The sequence below is a fragment of the Pseudomonas sp. MF4836 genome, assembly GCF_002018875.1.
Taxonomy (GTDB): domain Bacteria; phylum Pseudomonadota; class Gammaproteobacteria; order Pseudomonadales; family Pseudomonadaceae; genus Aquipseudomonas.
In genome coordinates this window covers 495,967-516,717 of the sequence record NZ_MVOL01000002.1, presented here as the reverse complement: position 1 = coordinate 516,717, position 20,751 = coordinate 495,967, and the positions used below count along the sequence as shown (strand labels likewise).

At 61.2% G+C, this 20,751-nt stretch carries 18 protein-coding genes; 6 read left to right on the top strand and 12 right to left on the bottom strand.

Features of this window, described 5'->3' with window-relative positions:
* Positions 1–903 carry a LysR family transcriptional regulator gene (locus tag MF4836_RS05675; protein WP_078469531.1) on the bottom strand — a complete coding sequence of 301 codons (903 nt, stop codon included), beginning with the start codon at positions 901–903 and terminating at the stop codon, positions 1–3.
* 103 nt (positions 904–1,006) lie between these two features.
* On the opposite strand from MF4836_RS05675, the gene MF4836_RS05670 reads away from it, so the two are divergent.
* The 4 genes from MF4836_RS05670 (at position 1,007) to MF4836_RS05655 (ending at position 4,447) form a co-directional block, all read left to right on the top strand.
* Positions 1,007–1,339, top strand: a complete 333-nt coding sequence (locus tag MF4836_RS05670) for a DMT family transporter (protein ID WP_078469530.1) — start codon at positions 1,007–1,009, stop codon at positions 1,337–1,339.
* Positions 1,340–1,449: 110 nt separating this feature from the next.
* Positions 1,450–2,625 carry an FAD-dependent oxidoreductase gene (locus MF4836_RS05665; protein ID WP_078469529.1) on the top strand — a complete coding sequence of 392 codons (1,176 nt, stop codon included), beginning with the start codon at positions 1,450–1,452 and terminating at the stop codon, positions 2,623–2,625.
* Complete coding sequence (locus MF4836_RS05660) at positions 2,622–3,434, top strand: aldo/keto reductase (RefSeq protein WP_078469528.1); 813 nt, start codon at positions 2,622–2,624, stop codon at positions 3,432–3,434. Before MF4836_RS05665 ends, MF4836_RS05660 begins: the two co-directional genes overlap by 4 nt.
* A 41-nt stretch (positions 3,435–3,475) precedes the next feature.
* On the top strand, positions 3,476–4,447 hold the full coding sequence (locus MF4836_RS05655; RefSeq protein ID WP_020298916.1) for a hypothetical protein: 972 nt from the start codon (positions 3,476–3,478) through the stop codon (positions 4,445–4,447).
* 52 nt (positions 4,448–4,499) lie between these two features.
* On the opposite strand, the gene hldE is transcribed toward MF4836_RS05655, so the two are convergent.
* From hldE to msbA, 4 genes are all read right to left on the bottom strand, one after another.
* Positions 4,500–5,921 carry a bifunctional D-glycero-beta-D-manno-heptose-7-phosphate kinase/D-glycero-beta-D-manno-heptose 1-phosphate adenylyltransferase HldE gene (gene hldE, locus MF4836_RS05650; protein WP_078469527.1) on the bottom strand — a complete coding sequence of 474 codons (1,422 nt, stop codon included), beginning with the start codon at positions 5,919–5,921 and terminating at the stop codon, positions 4,500–4,502.
* 102 nt (positions 5,922–6,023) lie between these two features.
* Entirely contained in the window at positions 6,024–6,635 is a 612-nt protein-coding gene (cysC, locus tag MF4836_RS05645) for an adenylyl-sulfate kinase (protein WP_078469526.1), read from the bottom strand.
* Positions 6,628–7,332: a sulfotransferase family 2 domain-containing protein gene (locus MF4836_RS05640; protein ID WP_078469525.1), complete on the bottom strand. Its 705-nt coding sequence runs from the start codon at positions 7,330–7,332 to the stop codon at positions 6,628–6,630. Before MF4836_RS05640 ends, cysC begins: the two co-directional genes overlap by 8 nt.
* Before the next feature lie 187 nt (positions 7,333–7,519).
* Positions 7,520–9,322, bottom strand: coding sequence for a lipid A export permease/ATP-binding protein MsbA (gene msbA / locus MF4836_RS05635; RefSeq protein ID WP_078469524.1), 1,803 nt, complete (start codon positions 9,320–9,322; stop codon positions 7,520–7,522).
* A gap of 115 nt (positions 9,323–9,437) precedes the next feature.
* Here msbA and MF4836_RS05630 point away from each other — a divergent pair, with 115 nt between their 5' ends.
* Positions 9,438–10,082 (top strand): toluene tolerance protein, encoded by a 645-nt coding sequence (locus tag MF4836_RS05630; protein ID WP_078469523.1) that lies wholly within the window; start codon positions 9,438–9,440, stop codon positions 10,080–10,082.
* Positions 10,083–10,123: 41 nt separating this feature from the next.
* On the opposite strand, the gene MF4836_RS05625 is transcribed toward MF4836_RS05630, so the two are convergent.
* The 7 genes from MF4836_RS05625 to MF4836_RS05595 are packed head-to-tail and all read right to left on the bottom strand — an operon-like array spanning position 10,124 to position 18,237.
* Positions 10,124–11,284 carry a hypothetical protein gene (locus tag MF4836_RS05625; RefSeq protein WP_078469522.1) on the bottom strand — a complete coding sequence of 387 codons (1,161 nt, stop codon included), beginning with the start codon at positions 11,282–11,284 and terminating at the stop codon, positions 10,124–10,126.
* On the bottom strand, positions 11,274–12,041 hold the full coding sequence (locus tag MF4836_RS05620) for a hypothetical protein (RefSeq protein WP_078469521.1): 768 nt from the start codon (positions 12,039–12,041) through the stop codon (positions 11,274–11,276). The genes MF4836_RS05625 and MF4836_RS05620 overlap by 11 nt, the downstream gene beginning before the upstream one ends.
* Before the next feature lie 42 nt (positions 12,042–12,083).
* Positions 12,084–13,040 carry a glycosyltransferase family protein gene (locus tag MF4836_RS05615; protein ID WP_078469520.1) on the bottom strand — a complete coding sequence of 319 codons (957 nt, stop codon included), beginning with the start codon at positions 13,038–13,040 and terminating at the stop codon, positions 12,084–12,086.
* Positions 13,037–14,461, bottom strand: coding sequence for a PIG-L deacetylase family protein (locus tag MF4836_RS05610; RefSeq protein ID WP_078469692.1), 1,425 nt, complete (start codon positions 14,459–14,461; stop codon positions 13,037–13,039). The genes MF4836_RS05615 and MF4836_RS05610 overlap by 4 nt, the downstream gene beginning before the upstream one ends.
* Before the next feature lie 8 nt (positions 14,462–14,469).
* The gene (locus MF4836_RS05605) at positions 14,470–15,366 is read right to left on the bottom strand and encodes an antimicrobial resistance protein Mig-14 (protein WP_078469519.1); all 897 of its coding nucleotides are present in this window, start codon (positions 15,364–15,366) and stop codon (positions 14,470–14,472) included.
* The gene (locus MF4836_RS05600) at positions 15,366–16,496 is read right to left on the bottom strand and encodes a glycosyltransferase (protein WP_078469518.1); all 1,131 of its coding nucleotides are present in this window, start codon (positions 16,494–16,496) and stop codon (positions 15,366–15,368) included. Before MF4836_RS05600 ends, MF4836_RS05605 begins: the two co-directional genes overlap by 1 nt.
* Positions 16,480–18,237 carry a carbamoyltransferase family protein gene (locus tag MF4836_RS05595; protein ID WP_078469517.1) on the bottom strand — a complete coding sequence of 586 codons (1,758 nt, stop codon included), beginning with the start codon at positions 18,235–18,237 and terminating at the stop codon, positions 16,480–16,482. Before MF4836_RS05595 ends, MF4836_RS05600 begins: the two co-directional genes overlap by 17 nt.
* A gap of 373 nt (positions 18,238–18,610) precedes the next feature.
* Between MF4836_RS05595 and MF4836_RS05590 the strand changes: the two genes are divergently transcribed.
* Positions 18,611–20,731: a TonB-dependent receptor family protein gene (locus MF4836_RS05590; RefSeq protein WP_078469516.1), complete on the top strand. Its 2,121-nt coding sequence runs from the start codon at positions 18,611–18,613 to the stop codon at positions 20,729–20,731.
* Positions 20,732–20,751 lie beyond the last annotated feature (20 nt).

The following is a 20,751-nucleotide window of genomic DNA, read 5'->3' as shown; positions in this document are numbered from 1 at the left end:
TTATCGGCTTTTGCCGCCGATAGCCTGCAAGTGCACGGCAAAACGTTCCGCTAGCCAACGCGCCGCAGGTCCCAGCGGCTCATCGCGACGCCACACCAGCTCGACCACCAGCGCCGGGGGCGTCCACTCACTGCTGAGCTCGACCATCTGGTCCTGATACGCCGGGTACTGCACCACATGCCGTGGCAACCAGGCCCACCCCAGGCCGCGCACCAGCCACTCGGCCATTACATAGAAACTGTCGGCGCGCCAGACCTGGGGGCTGGCAGCCTCGCTGCCGGGGTAGACGCTGGATTGAGTCGACATCAACAGCTGGCGATGCTGCGCCAACTGCTGGCAATCCACCCGCGCCTGCCGGGCCAGTGGGTGCGCCACGCCGCACACGGTGACCATTTCCACACTGCCCAATACCCGACGCTCCAGGGCCTCGGGAATCTGCTCGTGATAAAACAGCAACCCGAGATCGGCCCGGCGCTCCACCAATTTGCGCGCCACGTCACCCTGGGCGGCACTGGTCAATTGCACTTCGATACTGGGGAACTGCAAGGCCAGGGCCTCGAAACTGTCGACCACCGCCTGATAGGGCATCGCCTCGTCCTGCGCCACACGCAGCCGTGGCTCCTGGCCGCGCATCATGGCCAGCGCCCGACCGTTGAGGCGCTCGCACTGGCGCAATACTTCCCGCGCATCTTCGAGCAACGCCTCGCCGGCCTCGGTCAAGCGTGGCTGACGCCCGCTGCTACGCTCGAACAGACTCAATCCCAGGTCCGCCTCAAGCAACGCAATCGCACTGCTGACCGCCGATTGCGCCTTGCGCTGATCCCGCGCCGCAGCGGAAAAGGAGCGCAGTTCGGCGACGCTGATAAACAACTGCAGATGTTCCAGATTCCACTGCACACTCATGGCGCAACCTATCTTCAATTCAGATAGGTAATGACTTTACCGCATCTGGGCGCACTCTAAAATGCCGACCTCATCCAGCACGCACCACCACGAGGAAGTCCCCATGAACGCTTACACCTACCTGGCCATCGCCATCTGCGCCGAAGTGATCGCCACCGTTTCGATGAAAGCGGTCAAAGGCTTGAGCACCCCGTTGCCACTGCTGCTGGTCATCGTCGGCTATGGCATTGCGTTCTGGATGCTGACCCTGGTGGTGCGTACCGTCCCCGTGGGCGTGGCCTACGCGGTATGGGCCGGCATGGGCATCGTCATGGTCAGCGTCGCGGCGCTGTTCATTTATGGCCAGAAACTCGACCTGCCGGCCATGCTCGGCATGGGCCTGATCGTCCTTGGCGTGGTGGTGATCCAGCTGTTTTCGAAAACCGCCGGGCACTAGGAAAACAGCGGCAAGCGACAGGCTTTGCGCGGCAAGAAAGGCGACACGCTTGCAGCTTGCGGCTTGAAGCTTGAAACTTGCGCCTCCGTTTTGTTTCCCGAGGTCGCCGCATGCCATCCGTTATTTCCACCGACGTGCTGATTGTCGGCGCTGGCGTCGCCGGCCTCTGGCTCAACGCGCGCCTGCGTCGCCAGGGCTTCTCGACGGTATTGGTGGAAAGCGCCAGCCTCGGCGGCGGGCAGAGCGTGAAGTCCCAGGGCATCATCCACGGCGGCGCCAAGTACGCCCTGCACGGTGCCCTGACCGGCGCCTCCGAAGCCATTGCCGATATGCCACGCCGCTGGCGCGAAGCCCTGGCCGGCACCGGCGAGCTGGACCTGTCGGGGGTACGCCTGCTGTCCGAGGCCCACTACCTGTGGTCCCCCGGCACCCTGGCCGGCAACCTCACCAGCTTCTTCGCCAGCAAGGCGGTGCGCGGCCGGGTCGACCAGGTCAAAGGCGAGCAGTTGCCGCCGGCACTGCAGGACCGGCGGTTCAAGGGCAAGGTCTATCGCCTGGCCGAGCTGGTGGTGGACGTGCCCAGCCTGATCGAACGCCTCGCGGCGCTGGCCGGCGACGGTTTGCTGGCTGGGCAGAAAATCGAGCCCCTGGTGGAACACAACGCCCTGGTCGGCCTGCGGGTCGATGACCGCGAGATTCGCGCGCAACGCATCGTGCTCAGCGCCGGTGCCGGCAACGCCGCGCTGTTGGCCAACCTCGACCTGAGCCAGCCGGCCATGCAGAAACGCCCTCTGCACATGGTGCTGGTCAAGGGCCCGAGCCTGAAGCCGCTGTACGCCCACTGCCTCGGTGGCGGCCCCAAACCGCGAATCACCGTCACTACCCACCCGGCCGCCGATGGGCAATGGGTGTGGTACCTGGGGGGCGATATCGCCGAAGCCGAAGGCGTGGCCCGGGAGCCGGCCGCGCAGATCGCGGCGGCGCAAAAAGAGCTGGGCAACCTGCTGCCCTGGGTCGACCTCAGTCAAGCGCGCTGGGCCACCCTGCGGGTCGATCGAGCCGAGCCGGCGCAATCGGGGCTGACTCGCCCGGACAACGCCTTCCTCGCCGAAGAGGGCCGGTTGCTGGTGGGCTGGCCGACCAAACTGGCCCTGGCCCCGGACTTCGCCGACCGGGTACTGGCTGCCCTGGAGCGCGATGGCATTCGTCCGGGCCCCGCCACCGACCTGCCTGACCTGCCCAAACCGCCCCTGGCCCAACCCGCCTGGGAGCAACTGCTGCCATGAGCCTCGCGACCCTGCACCCGTTCCACCGCCCCCTGGGCGACACCGGCCTGGTGGTCTCGCCCCTGGGCCTGGGCACCGTCAAGCTCGGTCGTGACCAGGGGGTGAAGTACCCCAATGGCTTCCAGATTCCCGATGACGACGAAGCGCGCATGCTGCTGAAAATGAGCCGCGACCTGGGGATCAACCTGATCGATACCGCGCCGGCCTATGGCCGCAGCGAAGAGCGCCTGGGCCCGTTGCTGCGCGGGCAACGCCAGGACTGGGTGATCGTCAGCAAGGTCGGTGAGGAATTCAGCGATGGCCAGTCCCGGCACGACTTCAGCGCCGAGCACACACGACGCTCGGTGGAGCGCAGCCTGCAACGGCTGGAAACAGACTTCATCGACCTGGTGCTGGTGCACTCCGACGGCAACGACCTGATGATTCTCGAACAGTGCGAGGTCTACCAGACCCTGGCCGAGCTCAAGCGCGAGGGCAAGATCCGCGGTTTCGGCTTCTCCGGAAAAACCGTCGAAGGCGGCCTCAAGGCCCTGGAGCACGGTGACTGCGCAATGGTCACCTACAATCTGAACGAACGCGGCGAGCAGGCGGTCATTGAATATGCCGCTGCCCACGGCAAAGGCATCCTGGTAAAAAAAGCCCTGGCCAGCGGCCATGCGTGCCTGAGCCCGGGGGTCGATCCGGTGCGGGCCAGCTTTGAACTGCTGTTTGACCAGCCCGGTGTTGCCAGTGCTATTGTCGGGACCATCAATCCACTGCATCTGGCGCACAATGTGGCCACTGTGGCGCAGGTCCTGCGCAAAAACTGATGCCGCCCATGCGGCCGACCCCGACGCAAGAAGGAGCCGACATGCCGCGCACGCTCATAAGAAAGAACCCCAGCAACTTCAAGACCCTGCCCCTGTTCGTCGAAGCGACTCCCGAAGGCCTGAGCTACCAGAGCGTCGGGATGCCGCTCAATTTCTCCCAAACCCTGCAACGTCGGCGTCCGGTCACGGTGGAAGACGCCGAGCGCTTTTCCGTGGAGCTGGCCAACCTCGGGGTCTCGGTGCGCCTGACCCTGCACTGGCAAAACCGCGATTACTGGGTGCTGGTCCGGCAACGGCGCCAGGACCGTGGCGACGTGGTGCTCAAACTCATATCCGGCTATGTGCCCGCCCAGGAGCTGAACCTGCCGCTGCACACCGCGATTCAGGAGATCGCCGAGGAGTGCCTGCTGGAAACCCCGGAGGGCTGGCTCAGCGGCCGTTTCAACGACACCTGGCTGCCAGCGCCCTACGCCAACGCACTGCATTATCGCGAGGCCTTGCCCTTTCGCCTGACACCGCTGTCCGGCGCTGCCCGCCCGGTGCGCTGCGCCAACCTGCAATTGATCGAGCGCCCGCGGGCCTACGTGCACTTGCCGACCGCGTCGCTGCAACTGATTTACGACCTGCGCCTGGAGATCCCCAAGGAGGCCAAGTCCCTGAGCCTGTTCCATGTCGATGAACGTCTGGAAGGCGACCAACTGGTCGCACGCCTGGACCGCAAGCGCCCGGACCTGTACCTGATGCCCTTGCAGGACGGCCAGCCCTGCGCCGAGCTCTACACCCTGAAAAAGGACCAACTGCAACCCGCCAGCACCCGCGGTTTATACCTGGCGGAAAGCTTCGCCCAACAGGACGGTTGGCTGGTGCGTGATGAACGGATTCGCTGGAAGGATTGGCTGCGGCAGCAGGGCCTGAGCGCGCCGGAAAAGGACTCGAAACTCAAGCGGCTGACCGGCAGGGCGCGGCAGATACTGCGCAAGATCGTGCCGGCCAAGGCCAGCCGGCAGCGTTGAAGGGCCGCCACGCCGCTCCGGCAGCGGAGTCGGCATGGCGCCCAGCGGTCACTCAGGTCTTGCGGATCTTCTCGACGATCGCGGTGGTCGAGCTGTTCTCCACCAGCCCCAGCACCTTCACCGTGCCGCCATAGGCCGCCACGATATCGGCGCCGACCACCTGGTCGATACCGTAGTCTCCGCCCTTGACCAGCACATCCGGCCGCACCTGGCTCAGCAGGTTCTCCGGAGTGCCCTCAGGGAAGCTGATCACCCAGTCCACCGCGCCGAGGCCGGCCAGTACCGCCATGCGCCGGTCGACACTGTTGATCGGCCGTCCAGGCCCTTTCAGGCGGCTGACCGAAGCATCGTCGTTGACCGCGACAATCAAGCGATCGCCCTGGGCCCGAGCCTGTTCGAGGTAGGTCACGTGGCCGGCATGCAGGATGTCGAAGCAACCGTTGGTGAAGACGATCTTTTCCTTGTGCGCACGGGCATCGTCGATTGCCAGCAGCAGTTGGTCGAGGCTCAGCACGCCGCGCTCGGAACCTTCCTCGCGCTGGATAGCGCGACGCAGTTCCGGCGCGCTGATGGAGGCGGTACCCAACTTGCCGACCACGATGCTCGCCGCCAGGTTAGCCAGGGCCACTGCGTGGGGCAGCTCTTCACCGGCCGCGATCGCCGCCGCCAGGGTCGAGATCACAGTGTCGCCGGCACCGGTGACGTCAAACACCTCACGCGCCCGCGCTGGCAAATGCAACGCCGCGTGATCGGGACGCAACAGGGTCATGCCGTGTTCGCCGCGCGTGACCAGCAAGGCGCCCAGTTCCAGGTCGTGCATCAACTGCGCGCCCTTGCTGACCAGCTCGTGCTCATCGGCGCAGCCGCCGACGATGGTTTCGAACTCGTTGAGATTCGGCGTGATCAGGCTCGCGCCGCGATAGACCGAGAAGTCCTTGCCTTTGGGGTCCGCCAGCACCGGGATGCCGCGGGCACGGGCGGCCTGGATCAGCGCCTGGTGATTCTTCAGGGCGCCTTTACCGTAGTCGGACAACACCAGGACCTTGATGCCTTCGAGCAGCGCGTCCACTTCCGCGCCCAGAGCCAGGGCGTCGGTGGCGAAGGGTTCTTCAAAGTCGATGCGCAACAGCTGCTGGTGACGGCTCATGACCCGTAGCTTGACGATGGTCGGCTGATGCGCAATGCGCTGGAACAACGCCCGCACACCCGCCCCGCGCAGGCTATTGGCCAGGCTGTCGGCGGCTTCATCGTCACCGGTCACACCGACCAGGGAAGCCGGCGCGCCCAGGGCGGCAATGTTCAGGGCAACGTTGGCGGCACCGCCCGGGCGGTCCTCGATCTGCTCGACCTTGACCACCGGCACCGGCGCCTCAGGGGAAATCCGTGAGGTACCACCATGCCAGTAACGGTCGAGCATGACATCGCCGACCACCAAGACAGGGGCTTGATCGAATCGCGGCATGGACAACTTCATGGTGCAACCCACATACAAAATGAACAGGGGCGCGATATTAACACAGGGTTGGCGCCGTCAAGTTCTATGGCTTTAGCCTGGGTCTTGAAGTTTTTCAGCGGCTTACTTCTCGAGTAGAAGCTGCAACAGGCGGGCCGTGGCCTGATCGACCCCGACCCGGGCAGTATCAATTTCACAGTCCGCCTGCAGCGGCGCTTCGTAGGGGCTGTCCAAGCCGGTGAAATCCTTGATCTGCCCAGCCAACGCGGCTTTATACAGGCCTTTTGGATCACGCTCTGCACAGGTCGCAAACGCCGTGCTGATGTACACCTCAAGAAACTCGCCAGGCGCGAACAAGGCGCGGGCTGTCTCACGATCGGCGCGAAATGGCGAAATGGCCGAGACGATGACCAACAGGCCGGCATCCACCATCAAGCGCGCCACTTCGGCCATGCGCCGGATATTTTCCTTGCGCGCCTCGGCACTCATCCCCAGATCGCTGCACAAGCCATGGCGCACGTTGTCGCCATCGAGGATAAAGGTGTGCCGCCCCAGTTGGTTGAGGCGCAGTTCCAGCAGATTGGCCAGGGTCGACTTGCCCGCACCGGATAGCCCGGTCAACCAGAGGCAGCATGGCTTCTGCTGCTTCAGGGCCGCTCGGGAAGCGCACGACAATGACAGCGCATAAGGGCGGATCTGCGGTTGTTCCATGGCAGCGAGCATCGGCTTATTCATAACCCAGCATCTCGTAGTCGCGCTCATAGACCCGACGCACTAGGCGCCGGGTACGCACTGAGCACAGGTCCCGCACAGAGCCATTGGCAGGCTGGCAGGAAGCGTTCAGCAGCGGCAGTCGCGAGTGGATGCCCAAGTGTTCGCATACCAGCTCGAAATCACGGGGCAAATGCTCCTGATAGCCGATGAAGTCCAGCGACATGTGCCCCAGGGAATCGGTGAGAAAGTCACTCTGCGGGGCGAAATGGATCTGCTTGCAGATGGTGTCCGGTCGCAGCCAGCGCGCCACGAAGTCGTCGAAATCCCGATACTGGTTGACTAGGACCTGGGCCGGCTGGTCCCTGGGGTTGAGCCGATTGCTTCGCAGAAAGGTATAGGCCGAGTAGGCGCGCGCCAGAGGGTCACGGACGAAGGCGAACTTGAAACTGCTGGCAAACGCGCACGGGAACTGTTGCTCGTACCAGTACAGCGGCAGATGCCCCGGGCTCCAGCCCCCGAACAAAGCGGAGCACACGCTGCTACCGGCACACTTGGGGACATGGATGTACAAGCAGGAGTGTTTGGTGAACGCCTCGGGAAAGCGTATATCGGCAGACATGGATTTATTCACTGCCTGGCGATCCACTACCGACAAGCGCCCCAACAGCAAGGTGCGCTGGGATTTGGGCAATAACTTCCACAAATAGCGTTGCAGCATTCCAGCCCCCACGCGGCGGGGATAGCCCCGTCGATCATTCGACTAATAGCGGGAAACCATAACAAGCACGGCGGGAGAAATTATTTAGGCTTGGTCAAGACAGTAAATATCCGGATACAAACCAGGCCCCATTGCCTTGCACAATGCGGGCCTGATTGGCAGTGGCCTGGCCGCTGCCTTTTACCGGTCAGGCAATATCGTTATGAACGGGCTCTTCCAGCCCCATGGCGTGCAGTCGGGAGTAATAGCCGTTCTGCTCCAACAACTGCGTATGGGTACCGCGCTCGACAATCTGCCCCTGATCCATGACCAGGATCAGGTCGGCCTTCTCGATGGTCGACAGGCGGTGTGCAATCACCAGGGTCGTACGGCCTTTCATGACCTTGTCCAGCGCAGCCTGAATATGCCGCTCGGATTCGGTATCCAGCGCAGACGTTGCCTCGTCGAGAATCAACAGCGGGGCATTTTTCAGCAGGGCCCGGGCAATGGCTAACCGCTGACGCTGACCGCCAGACAGGAGCACACCGTTCTCTCCGACCTGGGTGTCCAGCCCCTGGGGCATTTGCGCGATGAAGTCCATCGCGTAGGCATCCTTGGCCGCCTTCTCGATATCCTCCCGTGGAGCTCCTGCCAGGTCGCCATAGGCGATGTTGTTGGCAATGGTGTCGTTGAACAGGGTCACATGCTGGGTCACTTGGGCCACATGTCGGCGCAGGTTGCGCAGGCGGTAGCTTTCGACCTCGACACCATCCAGCAGAATCTGCCCGATATCGTGGTGATAAAAGCGCGGAATAAGTGCAGCCAATGTGGATTTGCCACTACCGGAGCGCCCAACCAGGGCAATCATCTGTCCTGGATCGGCGCTGAAGCTGATATCACGCAGCACTTCACGCTCGGTGCCCGGGTAGGTGAAGCTCAGGTTACGCACCTCCAGCCGCCCTTCGACACGCTCGAGCTCGACGGTGCCGGTGTCCGATTCAGGCTCGACATCCAGTTGCTCAAAGATGCTTTCCGCGCCAGCCACGCCCTTCTGAATGGTCGAGCTGACTTCCGACAACTGGCGGATGGGCTTGGGCAACAGGCCGGCAGCGGTGATGTAAGCCACCAGGTCACCCGCCGTGGCATCGCCACGCAGGAACAGCACCAGGAACATCAGCACCGCCATGGCCGAATAAATCACCAACTGCAGCATGGGCGTGTACACCGCGCCGGTCTTGGTCATGCGCAGCTGCTTATCGGTGTTGCTCTGGCTGGCCAAGGCGAAACGCTGCTGCTCATAGGCCTCGCCACCAAAGCTGCGAACCACGCGATAGCCCTGGATGGTTTCGGAGGCCACGTGGGTGACATCCCCCATGGCCACCTGGATTTTCTTGCTTTGCTTGCGGAATTTCTTGCTGGTGCTGCTGACCATGACCGCGATCAACGGCAGGATCGCGACCATCACCAGGGTCAACTGCCAGTTCATCCACAACAGGTAGACAAACAGGAACACCACGGTCAGGCCTTCGCGGATCACCACCTTGATGGCATCCGTTGCAGCACCGGTAACCATGGTCACGTTGAAGGTGATGCGGGAAATCAGGTGTCCGGAGTTGTGGGTGTCAAAGTACCGATTGGGCAGGACCAGCAACTTGTTGAACAGCTCGACCCGCAGATCATGCACCAGCCCTAGGGACACCTTGGCCAGGTAGAAGTTACCCAGAAACGAACCCAGCCCCTGCCATGCGGCGATCAGGACGATCAGCATCGGCACGGCCTGCAGCAGTTGCAGATCACGCAAGTAAGGGACGTTTGGAAAGAGTACGGCCTCGGGGTTGCTCAAGCCGTCGACAAAGTACTTGAGGATTCCCGCCAGCATCGGCTGCGTCGATGCGAAAATGACAAAACCCAGGATACTGAGCGCGAACATCCCCGCATAGGGACGGACGTACGACAGCAATCGCAGGTAAATCTTCAGGCTCGACGCCGCAGGCGAATCAGGGGTAGTCATGAGAAGCCGTTGAATGAGAAATGAGCCCGCAACTATAACACAGGCCATTTTAGTCGATGAGCTACGGTACCATGTACCTTGACCCCGCCTGCTGTTGTTGAACTCTGGAGTATTGATGCAAGCGCTTGACCATAATCACTACCTCACTTTGCGCGAAGCAGCTGAAGTTCTCGAAGCCGACGGTTCTGGCGATAAGGTGCTGCGGTTGACGGATGGCTCGATACTCAAACTGTTCCGGCGCAAGCGCCTCCTGACTTCGGCGGCCTGGTATCCCTATGCAAAGCGCTTCGCCGATAACTGCACGCGCTTGAAGCAACGCCAGATACCGTGCCCCAGCATCCGCCAGGTTTACCGGATCTCAAGCATTCAAAGGGATGCCGTGCATTATGATCCACTGCCGGGCCAGACCCTGCGTCAGTTGCTGGATGATGGCCTGCGCGGCGATGCACTGAGGGCGCAACTGGGCACGTTCATCGCGATACTCCACGAGCGCGGCATTTACTTTCGCTCTGCGCACCTGGGCAATATCGTGCTGACACCTGAAGGGCAGTTGGGGCTGATCGACATTGCCGACCTGAAAGTCTTTTCCCGCCCATTGCGCAAGGCCTTGCGCCTGCGCAACTTCAAACACATGTTGCGTTACAAGCAAGATCGGGAGTGGTTGCTGGATAACCACGGCGGGGTGTTTATAGAGCACTACGCCGCGGCGCAAAGCACGTGCTCGATAAGCGAATTGAATACCGAACTGCATAAAAACTGAACACCACCCGCCAGCGCCTCAGCGCTGGCGGGTGCAAAGCCTTACCCGCGCTGCAACTGCCGCGCTTGCGAGACACGTCCCAGGATCAATGCCGCGGGCATCAACACCAGCGGCCACAGCTCATCCGGACTGTGGACCAAAATACTGCCATCAAAGTTGAGCATCACCAGCGCACAGGCCAGGAACATGCCCCAGGCATCGCGCAGGCGCCAGGCCGCCAGCAGGCTTGTCAGCATCAGCACCACAAACAGCAACAAGGCCGGAGCCCCCGTGTAAACACCCAGGGCCACGAAGATATTGTGTGGGTGCTGGATCGGCATAAACCCGTCCAACAATTGCTCAGTGTGGAAGCCAACGCCGCAGCCCAAGGTCCAGCCGCAGTTTCTCCACTCGCCGACCATGACGTTGAAGATCTCGACCCGGTAAGAGTCTCCACGGTTCCACAGCGAGATGTACCAGGCTTCGTTATGCACGCCCCAGACCACCAGGCCCAGGACCAAGGCTCCCACCAGGAGAATGCTACCGACAACCTTCGGCCGCAGATAAAGGCCATACAGCACCCAAAGCCCGAATAGAAATGCAGCCCCCACCAGAGCGGTCCGGGTCTGCAGAACAAAGGTCACGGCAATCACCGACAGCAGCACTGCGGCAGTGGCCTCAATCCAACGCTTGGTCTTGACCCAGTATGGCAAGGCCAGGGCCAGGGCACAGAACAACCAGATGCTGGCGTAAATCACGTTTATCAGCCGGGCTGGCAACAAGGCCACTCGACTGCCGAAGGGGAATTGCCCTGTGCTCCAGCTGTATATCGCGCTCAGGTAAATGTAGAGAATCAGAATCCAGAACTGGGCCCGGATAAACTCTTTGCTTCTGAAAAAATCAGGGCTTACCAGGCTGGCAACGATAAAGACAAACGATAAGACGTAGACAATGGGTTTATAGAACTCCATCGCCCCAAATACCGTGGCCGAAACAGCAAACCAGAGCATAAACACCAGCCAAAGCCAGGCCAATGGCTCTTTGAGTACCTTGAGGCCGTGACCTTTTAGCAGGAAGAACAACCCTGGCAGGGCAATCAGCCCGTAAAACACGTTATTGGTCGATTTTGACGACCAACCAACGACAAAGCTCAACAGAAACAGACATAACATCGCACTGAAGTAAGTGGTCACTCTGCTTAACTTCACGCCATTAAATTCCATGTAGCAACCACCCTATCGCCATACCTAAAATTAAAGTTGCCATGAGCTTTACGCGGTCTCGACGCTTGCGCCGTAGCTTGTTCGAACGCTCTTCAGGAACCACCACATGCTCACCAAACCCGGTGTGCAGAACCGCATCATTCTCCAGAATCAACGCATAACGATTTTCCTGGGCGTACAGCCGGGACAAATCCTTCTCCCCGGAAAACGCCGCATACGGAGCATGCAGCAGGTAGTCGGCACGCCGGCGCAACCCTGGGTTGAAGGAGAACCCCTGCCAATCGGCTTTATGCGAGCCCAGCACATAGAACGCAATTCCATGTGCCACCTTGCGCTCATTCAAGAAGACATAGGGGCTGTGCACCGCCAAGTCGTGATGGGCACTGCGCAGCCAGACCTGCAAGGCCTGAGGGTCGTCTTCCAGCAACTGCTGAGACTCTTCGATAAAACCTTCGCGGTAGAAGTCCCAGTCGTCTTCGCAATGGAAAATCCACGGGGTCTCAATCTGCCCATAGGCCAGATCGATCGAGCGCAACTGGCCCAATCGCGGATTGTTGACGAGAAAAACCGTGTGAGGTCTCCAATGCTCGGGAATGCAGTCTTCGACGGCCCGATCACCTGAATCCTCAGTAATGAACACTTTGCGAATAGGCGCAGTATTGAAGCGATCAAATGTCTCGAGCGTTCGCTTGAGCAAGTCGAAACGCCCGCAACTGGTCACCATCACCGAGATATCGCTACTCTCACTGAACAGCATGTATGTGCACCGCCTTATTAAGGGTGGAGTAGCCGCCGGTTCTTAGAAACCTAACGACAGACGTAGTTTTTCTTTCCAGCTCAGCGGTGCGCGCTCACGCAGCGGGGCGCTCATGGCCTCGACTACGGCGTGCCCGAGAGCCCTGAAACTGTAACGTTGTTCGACCAGCGCCTGGCCGGCCTGGGCGATTGCCAGACTCAAGGCGGCAGAGGCGCGCAGCGTTTGCAGCTTGCTCCTGAGCTCTTCCCGAGTGCGGTACAACACGATGTTCTGCATATCGACAAAACCCAGCGCACGGTTTTCTTCTTCGCCCTGGTCATAGGCCAGGAGTACACAACCACAGGCCATCGCCTCGAAGTTCTTGATCATGTACTCGCCCATGTCGACATCGGCACTGACGAAATAGCGGATACGACTCAAGGTCTCGCAGTATTCCTCACCCGACTTGGTCCGGGTGATCAGCAGGTTCTCCACCTCGGCCACCGACTCCAGCATGGCTTTGCGCCCGGCATAGGCCACGCTGTTGAGGCTGCCGACAAACCCGAGTTCGATATCCCGCTCCCGCCCGCGATTCTGCAACAGCGCCTGATCGTAGCCCTTGGGCACGAAGTGCGCGTCGAAGCCCTCCTGGCGCAAGCGTTCGCTGACCATGAACCCGGAACTGATGACCCTGGCCCAAGGCAGCTTGCGGTAATGGGCGCTGAATTTTCCGGTGTACTTGCAGGGGATATAGTTCTGATAGGCGTCATGCTCGAGAATAACCAGGTTGGGTAGGGTCTGTATGAACCTGACCTGTCTGATCTCTTTCTTGAAGCGCAGGAAAAAAACGATGCGGTCGTAACGCGAGACATCCACATGCTCGCGGAAATACTTGCGCAGATTGTCTTGTTCAGCGCTGGTCAGCTCGCGCATATCGCACTCGCAACGCTCAGCGATCCCGTCGTAGAACCGGTCGAGAATGGCACGCTGTTCTTTCTGCACCAGAAACAGGACTTTCAAGGGTTGTCTCTCTTACTGAGGTTCTCGTCGACCCAGAACAATTCGTGCTGCCGAACCGCCTTGCGAAAGAACTCGTTATCACCGAAAGCAGGCCACCGGCGCGCGGCGAGGTAGCGCTGGATAATGCGCCGCAACGTGCGCTTGAAAGGGGGCGCGGGCTGCAAGTCGTGCATCATGCCCAAGGACATAGCCTTGTGCCACTGTTGCTGGTCTGAAACGGGCAGCGCCCAAGGCCGCAACGGCCCCTGGCTGGCGAGCTGTGGCGGCAAGGCGACGCCACTGCCAGCGGCGCCCATGGGCCAGCGGTCGTTATCATGCAGGTGGTTGGCATAGTGCAACAGTGATTGCGGCTGCCAGGAACTGCGGGTAAGGGCCTGCATCAGCGCCTGTTGGGCACAGATGTGATCGGGATGAGGATCGAAGCGCGGGTGCGGCAAGACGACCACCTGCGGCTCGATGCGCTCGATCAGCTCGACCAGATCAGCCACCAGGTTGTCCCATGACGCAATGCCATCAGCGTCACTGCCCAGAGCAAAGGCATTAAAACGCCGGAAGTACCGGGTATCGCTCAAGTCTGCCTCTCGCGAAGGCACGGCAACGCTCGGCGCTGCCTGCATCTGCGGCAACTGCAGGCAGAAATAGCCCAGTTGCACACAACGCTCCTGGGGCACGCCCGCCCACAACGGCACGCTGATGCTGTCCCACGCCCGCAACGAGCCTTTCAATCGCGCGGCGGCGACTCGATCCAGGCCCATTGCCTGATAATGCTCAGCCTCAATTTCACCCGCCGTGAGGGTGACCACCCAGCTTTCCTCGGCGCTGCTGTACAGGCCAAAAGCCGCAAGCTCGGCGTCATCGGCATGGGGCGCTATCACCAGTAAGCGCTGCGCTCGGTAATCCGGGTGACGCACGACTGACAGCTCTACTGCCTCGGCAACTTTACAGAAACGCCCCTGGAGCTGGAGCCGACCGCCAAGCAGTGCCTCATGTTGACCTGTCAGATTGAGGTAGCGAATACCGCGGGTGCCACGCTCGAAATCCTGCTGATCGGCCGTTCCGCCCAGAATCTTTACTCCGGGATCGAGAAACCGCCCGCACCAGGATGCGCGGATGCGCACCTTCAACATCAAGGTATCGCCAGCCCCCAGCGACAAGGTCCCGGGCAGGCTCAAGCGGCCTGCCACCAGCGTCAGCGCCAGTTGCTCATCGGCGGCGAGCTGATAGTCGTAATCATCGCTGGGGGAATAGAACAAGTGATCGGCAAACCACGCCTCATGGGCCACCCAGGCCAGGACAGCCAGCAGCAACGGCAGCCACCAGACCACAAGCACGCCAACAGCCAGCAACACCAACAGGCCGATCATCAGACCGATACGCTTGTTGCGCCGATGGCGTTTGAGCAGTTGCTGTTTGCGACTCATGGGCTGGCTCATACCTGGAAGACCGGTACAGGATTGCACCAACGGTCCTTGTATTCACGGTCGGCGCGCCCGAAGGAAAAACGCAGCGGCTTGCCGAGCGCACGCGCGTGCTCCCAGGCACTTTGCGTATTGAGGAAACTCAGCACGCTGCCCGGACTGAACTCGCGGGTTTGCGGATCGACGCCACCATTGACGTACTCGACACTGATCCACTCCGGCGCTTCCACCCGATAGACCAGCTGGATGGCAATCGGCGCATCGTTGAGAAAAATTACCGACCCCATCAATAGCTCGCCCAGCAACTCGATGACCTGCGCCATGTGCTCTGCGCCGGTGGCAACAAAGCCCCAGCGCCGCTTGAACAGATCGCAGTAGATGGCGGCCAGTTCGGCACTGGAAAACTCTCCGACCGGGCGCACCACGCCACCCGCCTCTTCCAGCAGCCGCAGCTCACGGCGCTGGTTGTAGCGAAATTTCTTCGACAGCTCTTCCGGCGTGCGCGCCATGGCCAATTGCTCGGCCTGGGGCTTGAGTGCCGTGAATCGGCCTTCGTTGAGTGCCGACAAGTAACGCCCACGATGACGCAAGACCGCCCCGGCCTCAGGCGCGGCAGGCAGAATCAGTTCGGCATTGCCGAGGTCGAACAAGCCTTTTTTGCCGGCCCGCTTGAGCACATCCTTGGACAGCGCCAAGTCGCGCCCCCAGGTCGGGATAGCGGCTGTCAGCTCGCCGTCCTGCTCCCAGGCAAGGTAGCGCACCGGAATTTTCGCCAGGTCCGCAAGACGCTCAACCACCAGAGGATGGGTCGCGACGCTGCCCCCAAAACGCTGCCAGGCCGTAGCATAGGCAGGCGCGTCGATGACTGACCAACCGCGCTCGCGCCAGCCTTGAAATCGGTTAAGCATCAGCCCCTCGCGGTCAGGTCGGTGACGGATGGCAAACGCCAGAATGCATCGCGCACGGCCTGATCCGAAAAACGCTCACGCAAGCGATCAAGCATCAGCTCGGCACATTGCAGGCGCTGCTTGGGTTCCATCGCGGCCAGATGCTTCAGGCCCTGGGCCATGTGCTCGGCATCGCCCAGTGGAAACAGAATACCCACGCCCTCGACCACTTCGCTGGCGCCACCGCAAGCCGTAGCCAACAGCGGTACGCCGGCCGCCATGGCTTCGAGCAGCACCATGCCGAAGGGCTCATGATCGGAACTCAGGGCAAACACATCGAACGCCCGGAAGTAGCGACGGCCTTGCGCCACCTGTCCGAGAAACAGCACCCGCTCGCCAATCCCCAGCTCAAGAGCCAGGGCCTTGAGGTCCGATTCCAGCCGACCGCTGCCCATGATTGCCAGCTGGCTGTTCTCGGGCAGCCCCGGCAAGGCCAGCGCGAAACCACGCAACAACGTCGCCTGGTCTTTATCCGGGTGCAGGCGACCCACATTGCCGACAATCCAGGCATTGGCGGACAGCCCCAGCTCTTGGCGGGCTTCGACCGCGTCCAACTGAGACGCCTGCAAGGCGTCTATATCAATGCGGTTGTAGAGGGTCTGAATACGTGAGGGCGACCAATTCGGCAAGCAGCGACGAATGTCATCGCGCACGGCATCGGACACACCGAGCAGGCTCAAGCGCTGGCGAAAGATCCGCGCGAACAGCTTGCGGCTGCAGCGCTGATAGTCGCCAAACGCGTGGTGCACGCCAATCACCGGCAAGCGGCTGCCCAGCAGCGCGATGTAGATCGGCTTGAAACGATGGGCGATACAGAAACTGAAATTGCGCGAGGCGACGATTTTGCGCAAATCGGCGATCGCCCCCAGTTTCAGGCCACGGATACTCTTGGAGCTGCGCTCCATGAACAGCACTTCATCGGAAGCACAGCCAGCAGCGACTTCCGCATCCGCGGCACCGGTCAAAAAGACCGTGGTCACCCGATAGCCGCGCCCCACGAACAGGCTGGCGTACTGCCGGGCGCAGTCCAGAAAAGGCCCGTCATATCCGTGACAGAACTGCAGCACATGGCGCTCAGCCGAGCGAGTCATAAGCATCCGCGCCGTCTTTGACCACCAAAATATCTTCCATGATCAGGTACTGCAGGTCGGAGCCGAAGAACATGTTCAGCGCGTCGGTCGGCGAGCAGATCATCGGTTCGCCACGACGGTTGAGCGAGGTATTCAGGGAAACGCCGTTGCCGGTCAGGACTTCCAGGGCCTTCATCATGTCGTAGTAGCGCGGGTTGTATTCGCGCTTGAGCACCTGGGCGCGGGAGGTGCCGTCTTCATGGACAACTTCCGGCACGCGGGCTTTCCACTCTTCAGCCACTTCGAAGGTGAAGGTCATGAACGGCGCCGGGTGATCGACCTTGATCATCTGTGGAGCCACGGTGTCGAGCATCGACGGGCAGAAAGGCCTCCAGCGCTCGCGGAACTTGATCTGGTGGTTGATGCGGTCGGCCACGCCGGTGGCGCTTGGGCAACCAATGATCGAGCGACCGCCCAAGGCGCGCGGGCCGAACTCCATGCGGCCCTGGAACCAGGCCACCGGGTTGCCGTCGACCATGATCTTGGCGATTTTTTCCGGCATGTCTTCGAGCTTGCGCCACACCGGCTTGCTCGGATGACGGGCGCAAGCGGCGATCACGTCTTCGTTGCTGTAGGACGGGCCGAGATAGACGTGTTCCATCTTCTCCACCGGTACGCCACGGGCGTGGGAAACGTAGGCCGCCGCGCCGACTGCGGTCCCGGCGTCGCCGGAGGCCGGCTGCACGAACAGTTCCTTGACGTCGTCGCGAGCGATGATTTTCTGGTTCAGCTTGACGTTCAACGCACAGCCGCCAGCGAAGGCCAGCTTGCCGGTTTCCTTGAGCACATCGCCCAGGTAGTAGTCGATCATCTGCAGCGAGAGTTTCTCGAACAGCGCTTGCATGCTGGCCGCGTAGTGGATGTACGGTTCGTCGGCGATGTCGCCTTCGCGCTTGGGACCCAGCCACTCGATGAGTTTTGGCGAGAAGTAGAAGCCCTTGCCCTTCTCTTTATAGCGACGCAGGCCAATGACGTTGGCGTAGTCGGTGTTGATCACCAACTGGCCGTTTTCAAAGCTGGCCAGACGCGAGAAATCGTACTTGCTGGCATCGCCGTAAGGCGCCATGCCCATGACCTTGAACTCGCCGTCGAGCATCTCGAAACCGAGGAACTCGGTGATCGCGCCGTACAGGCCACCCAGGGAGTCCGGGTCGTAGAATTCCTTGATCTTGTGGATCTTGCCGTTTTCGCCGTAGCCGAAGAAGGTGGTGGCGTACTCACCCTTGCCGTCGATCCCGAGGATCGCGGTTTTCTCCTGGAAGCCCGAGCAGTGGTAGGCGCTGGAGGCGTGGGCCAGGTGATGCTCGACCGGCTCGATCTTGATTTTCTTCGGATCGAAACCCAGTTGCTCGAGGCACCAGACGATCTTGTTGCGATAGCGTTTGTAGCGGCGGTTGCCCATCAGGATCGCGTCGAGGGCGCGGTCCGGGGCGTACCAGTAACGCTTGGCGTAGTGCCAGCGGGCCTCGCCGAACAAGCTGATGGGGGCGAACGGAATCGCCACCACGTCAACGTCGGAAGGCTTGATCCCGGCCTGTTCCAGGCAGAACTTCGCCGATTCGTAGGGCATGCGGTTCTTTGCATGTTTGTCGCGCACGAAGCGCTCTTCTTCAGCGGCCGCAATCAGTTTGCCGTCGATGTACAGGGCTGCTGAAGGATCATGGCTAAGGGCGCCGGACAGGCCAAGAATCGTCAATGCCACAGGGGTCTAGCCTCGTTTAGTCTGCGTGCAGGCGCGATGCGCCTTGAGAAAATGTGTGCTCGCAAAAGGGCGAGAAACAACTAAAGGGCGGGATTATAACGTAAAAGCGGCGGCAAGCCTCTAGCGGCAAACGGCCGGCGATTGAGGCGACTTTTGCCGATATTCAGGCCTTGCGACAGCCTGCGAAGGCCATGACGGCCTTTTTTATGGCGCGAGCCGGACGTCTATCTGAAACAGCGCTACCATCGCCAACCCGGCCCGCCGCTTGCGACTGAATGTCGCAGACGCCTGCCAGGCGCCCCACACTGGGTAAACTCGCGCCCCTTTGCTCGCCCCGACAGGGCGACCCGCTTTCCGGAATTCGACTCACCCCATGAAAAAAGCCGCTCCTGCCCGCCTCGTCCCGCTGTTGCCGGGCCTGCTCCTTGGCCTCAGTGGTGCCAGCCTCGCCGCACCAGCGCCCCTGGAACTCGACCCCAGCGTCGTCACTGGCTCACGCAGCGCCACCCAGAGCTTCGACCTGCCCTACTCGGTGGACAGCGTCAGCCAGCAACAGATCAGTGACGGCCAGCTCGGCATCAACGCCTCCGAGGCCCTGTCACGGGTGCCCGGGCTGGTGGTGCAGAACCGCCAGAACTATGCCCAGGACCTGCAGATTTCCTCCCGCGGCTTCGGTGCGCGCTCGGCCTTCGGCGTGCGCGGCATCAAGCTGCTGGCCGACGGCATTCCGGCCAGCACTCCGGACGGCCAGGGCCAGGCGGCAACCTTCAACCTCGACACCGCCGAGCGCATCGAAGTGCTGCGCGGTCCGGCGGCGACCCTGTATGGCAGCAATGCCGGCGGGGTGATCCAGATGTTCTCCCGTGATGGCGAAGGTCCACCACGGATCGGCGCCGAAACCCTGATCGGCAGCGACGGCCTGAGCAAGAATCACCTGAGCGCCGAAGGTGCGGTCGACGGCGCAGGCTTTGTGCTGGACGCCTCGCGCATGGACACCGATGGTTACCGTGACCACAGCGCCGCGCGGCGCGACCAGACCTTCGCCAAGGTCAACTTCAAGCCCGACGACGACAGCAAGATGGCGCTGATTTTCAGCAGCCTGGAGCAGAATGGCACCCAGGACCCGTTGGGGCAGACCTGGGCGGCCTATAAGGCCGATCCACGTTCGGTGACTGCCAACGCCTTGAGCTACAACACGCGTAAAAGCATCGATCATCAGCAATTGGGGATGAATTACGAGCGCTATTTCGGCGATGCGACCTTGCAGGTCAATGCTTATACGGGACGGCGGAGTGTGATTCAGTACTTGTCGATTCCAGACAAGCTCGGTAATGGAAACCCCAATCCTGCAAACGCTCGCGGCGGCGTAGTTGCCTTTGACCGCAAATTCTACGGCGGCTCGGTTCACTGGTTGCAACCTATCACTAGCGCCCCCGGCGATCTGACTCTGATCACCGGGCTGGATTACGACCGCAGTCAGGATGATCGCCAAGGTTATTCCAATACCCTCAACGGCGAGCACGGAGTGAAAGGTGCTCTGGGTCGCGATGAAATCGACACCGCTACCAGCCTCGATCCGTTTGCCCAAGCCAACTGGCTTATAGGCGACTGGACCCTGCAAGCAGGTCTGCGCCACAGCACCATGAAAATGGAGGTCGACGATCACTTCCTGAGTGACGGAAACGACAGTGGCAGCAAGACCTATCAGAAGAACACACCATCGGCGAGCGTCATGTACGCCTTCACTCCCAACCTGCATGGCTACGTAAGCGCGGGTAAGGGCTTTGAAACACCGACACAGGCAGAGTCTGCCTACTCCAGCACCACAAGCGGCTTCAACTTTGCGCTCAAGCCGTCGATCAGCAAGCAGTATGAAGTCGGCTTGAAGGCGCGGATCGGTCAAGACACCCGTATCAATGCTGCGTTGTTTCAGATCACTACGGACGACGAGTTGGTGGTGCAGCAATCCAGTGGCGGCCGCACGACTTACCAAAACGCCGGACGCACCCTGCGCCGCGGATTCGAGCTGGGTATCGAGAGCCAGCTCAGCGAACAATGGAGCACCAACCTCGCCTACACCCGCCTGCAAGCCACCTACGACAGCGACTTCACCAGCGGCAGCGGCGCCACGCAAAAACACATCGACAAGGGCAACTACCTGCCCGGCGTACCGCAGACCACGCTGTTCGCCGAGCTGAACTGGAAGCCGCGGGACTGGGTCAGCACCGCCCTTGAAGGCCTGTACCGCAGCAAGGTTTACGTCGAAGACAGCAACCAGGACAAGGCCGCGCCGGGCTACAGCGTGTTCAATTGGCGCACGCGCTTCGAACAGAAGGTCGAGCACTGGACCTTCCACCAGACCCTGCGCCTGGACAACCTGCTGGATCGGCAGTACGTCGGTTCGGTGATCGTTGGCGACGGCAACGGACGCTATTACGAAGCCGCACCGGGGCGCTCGTGGTATGCCGGCGCAGGCGCCGAGTATCGGTTTTGATCTGATGGATTCGCAGGCTG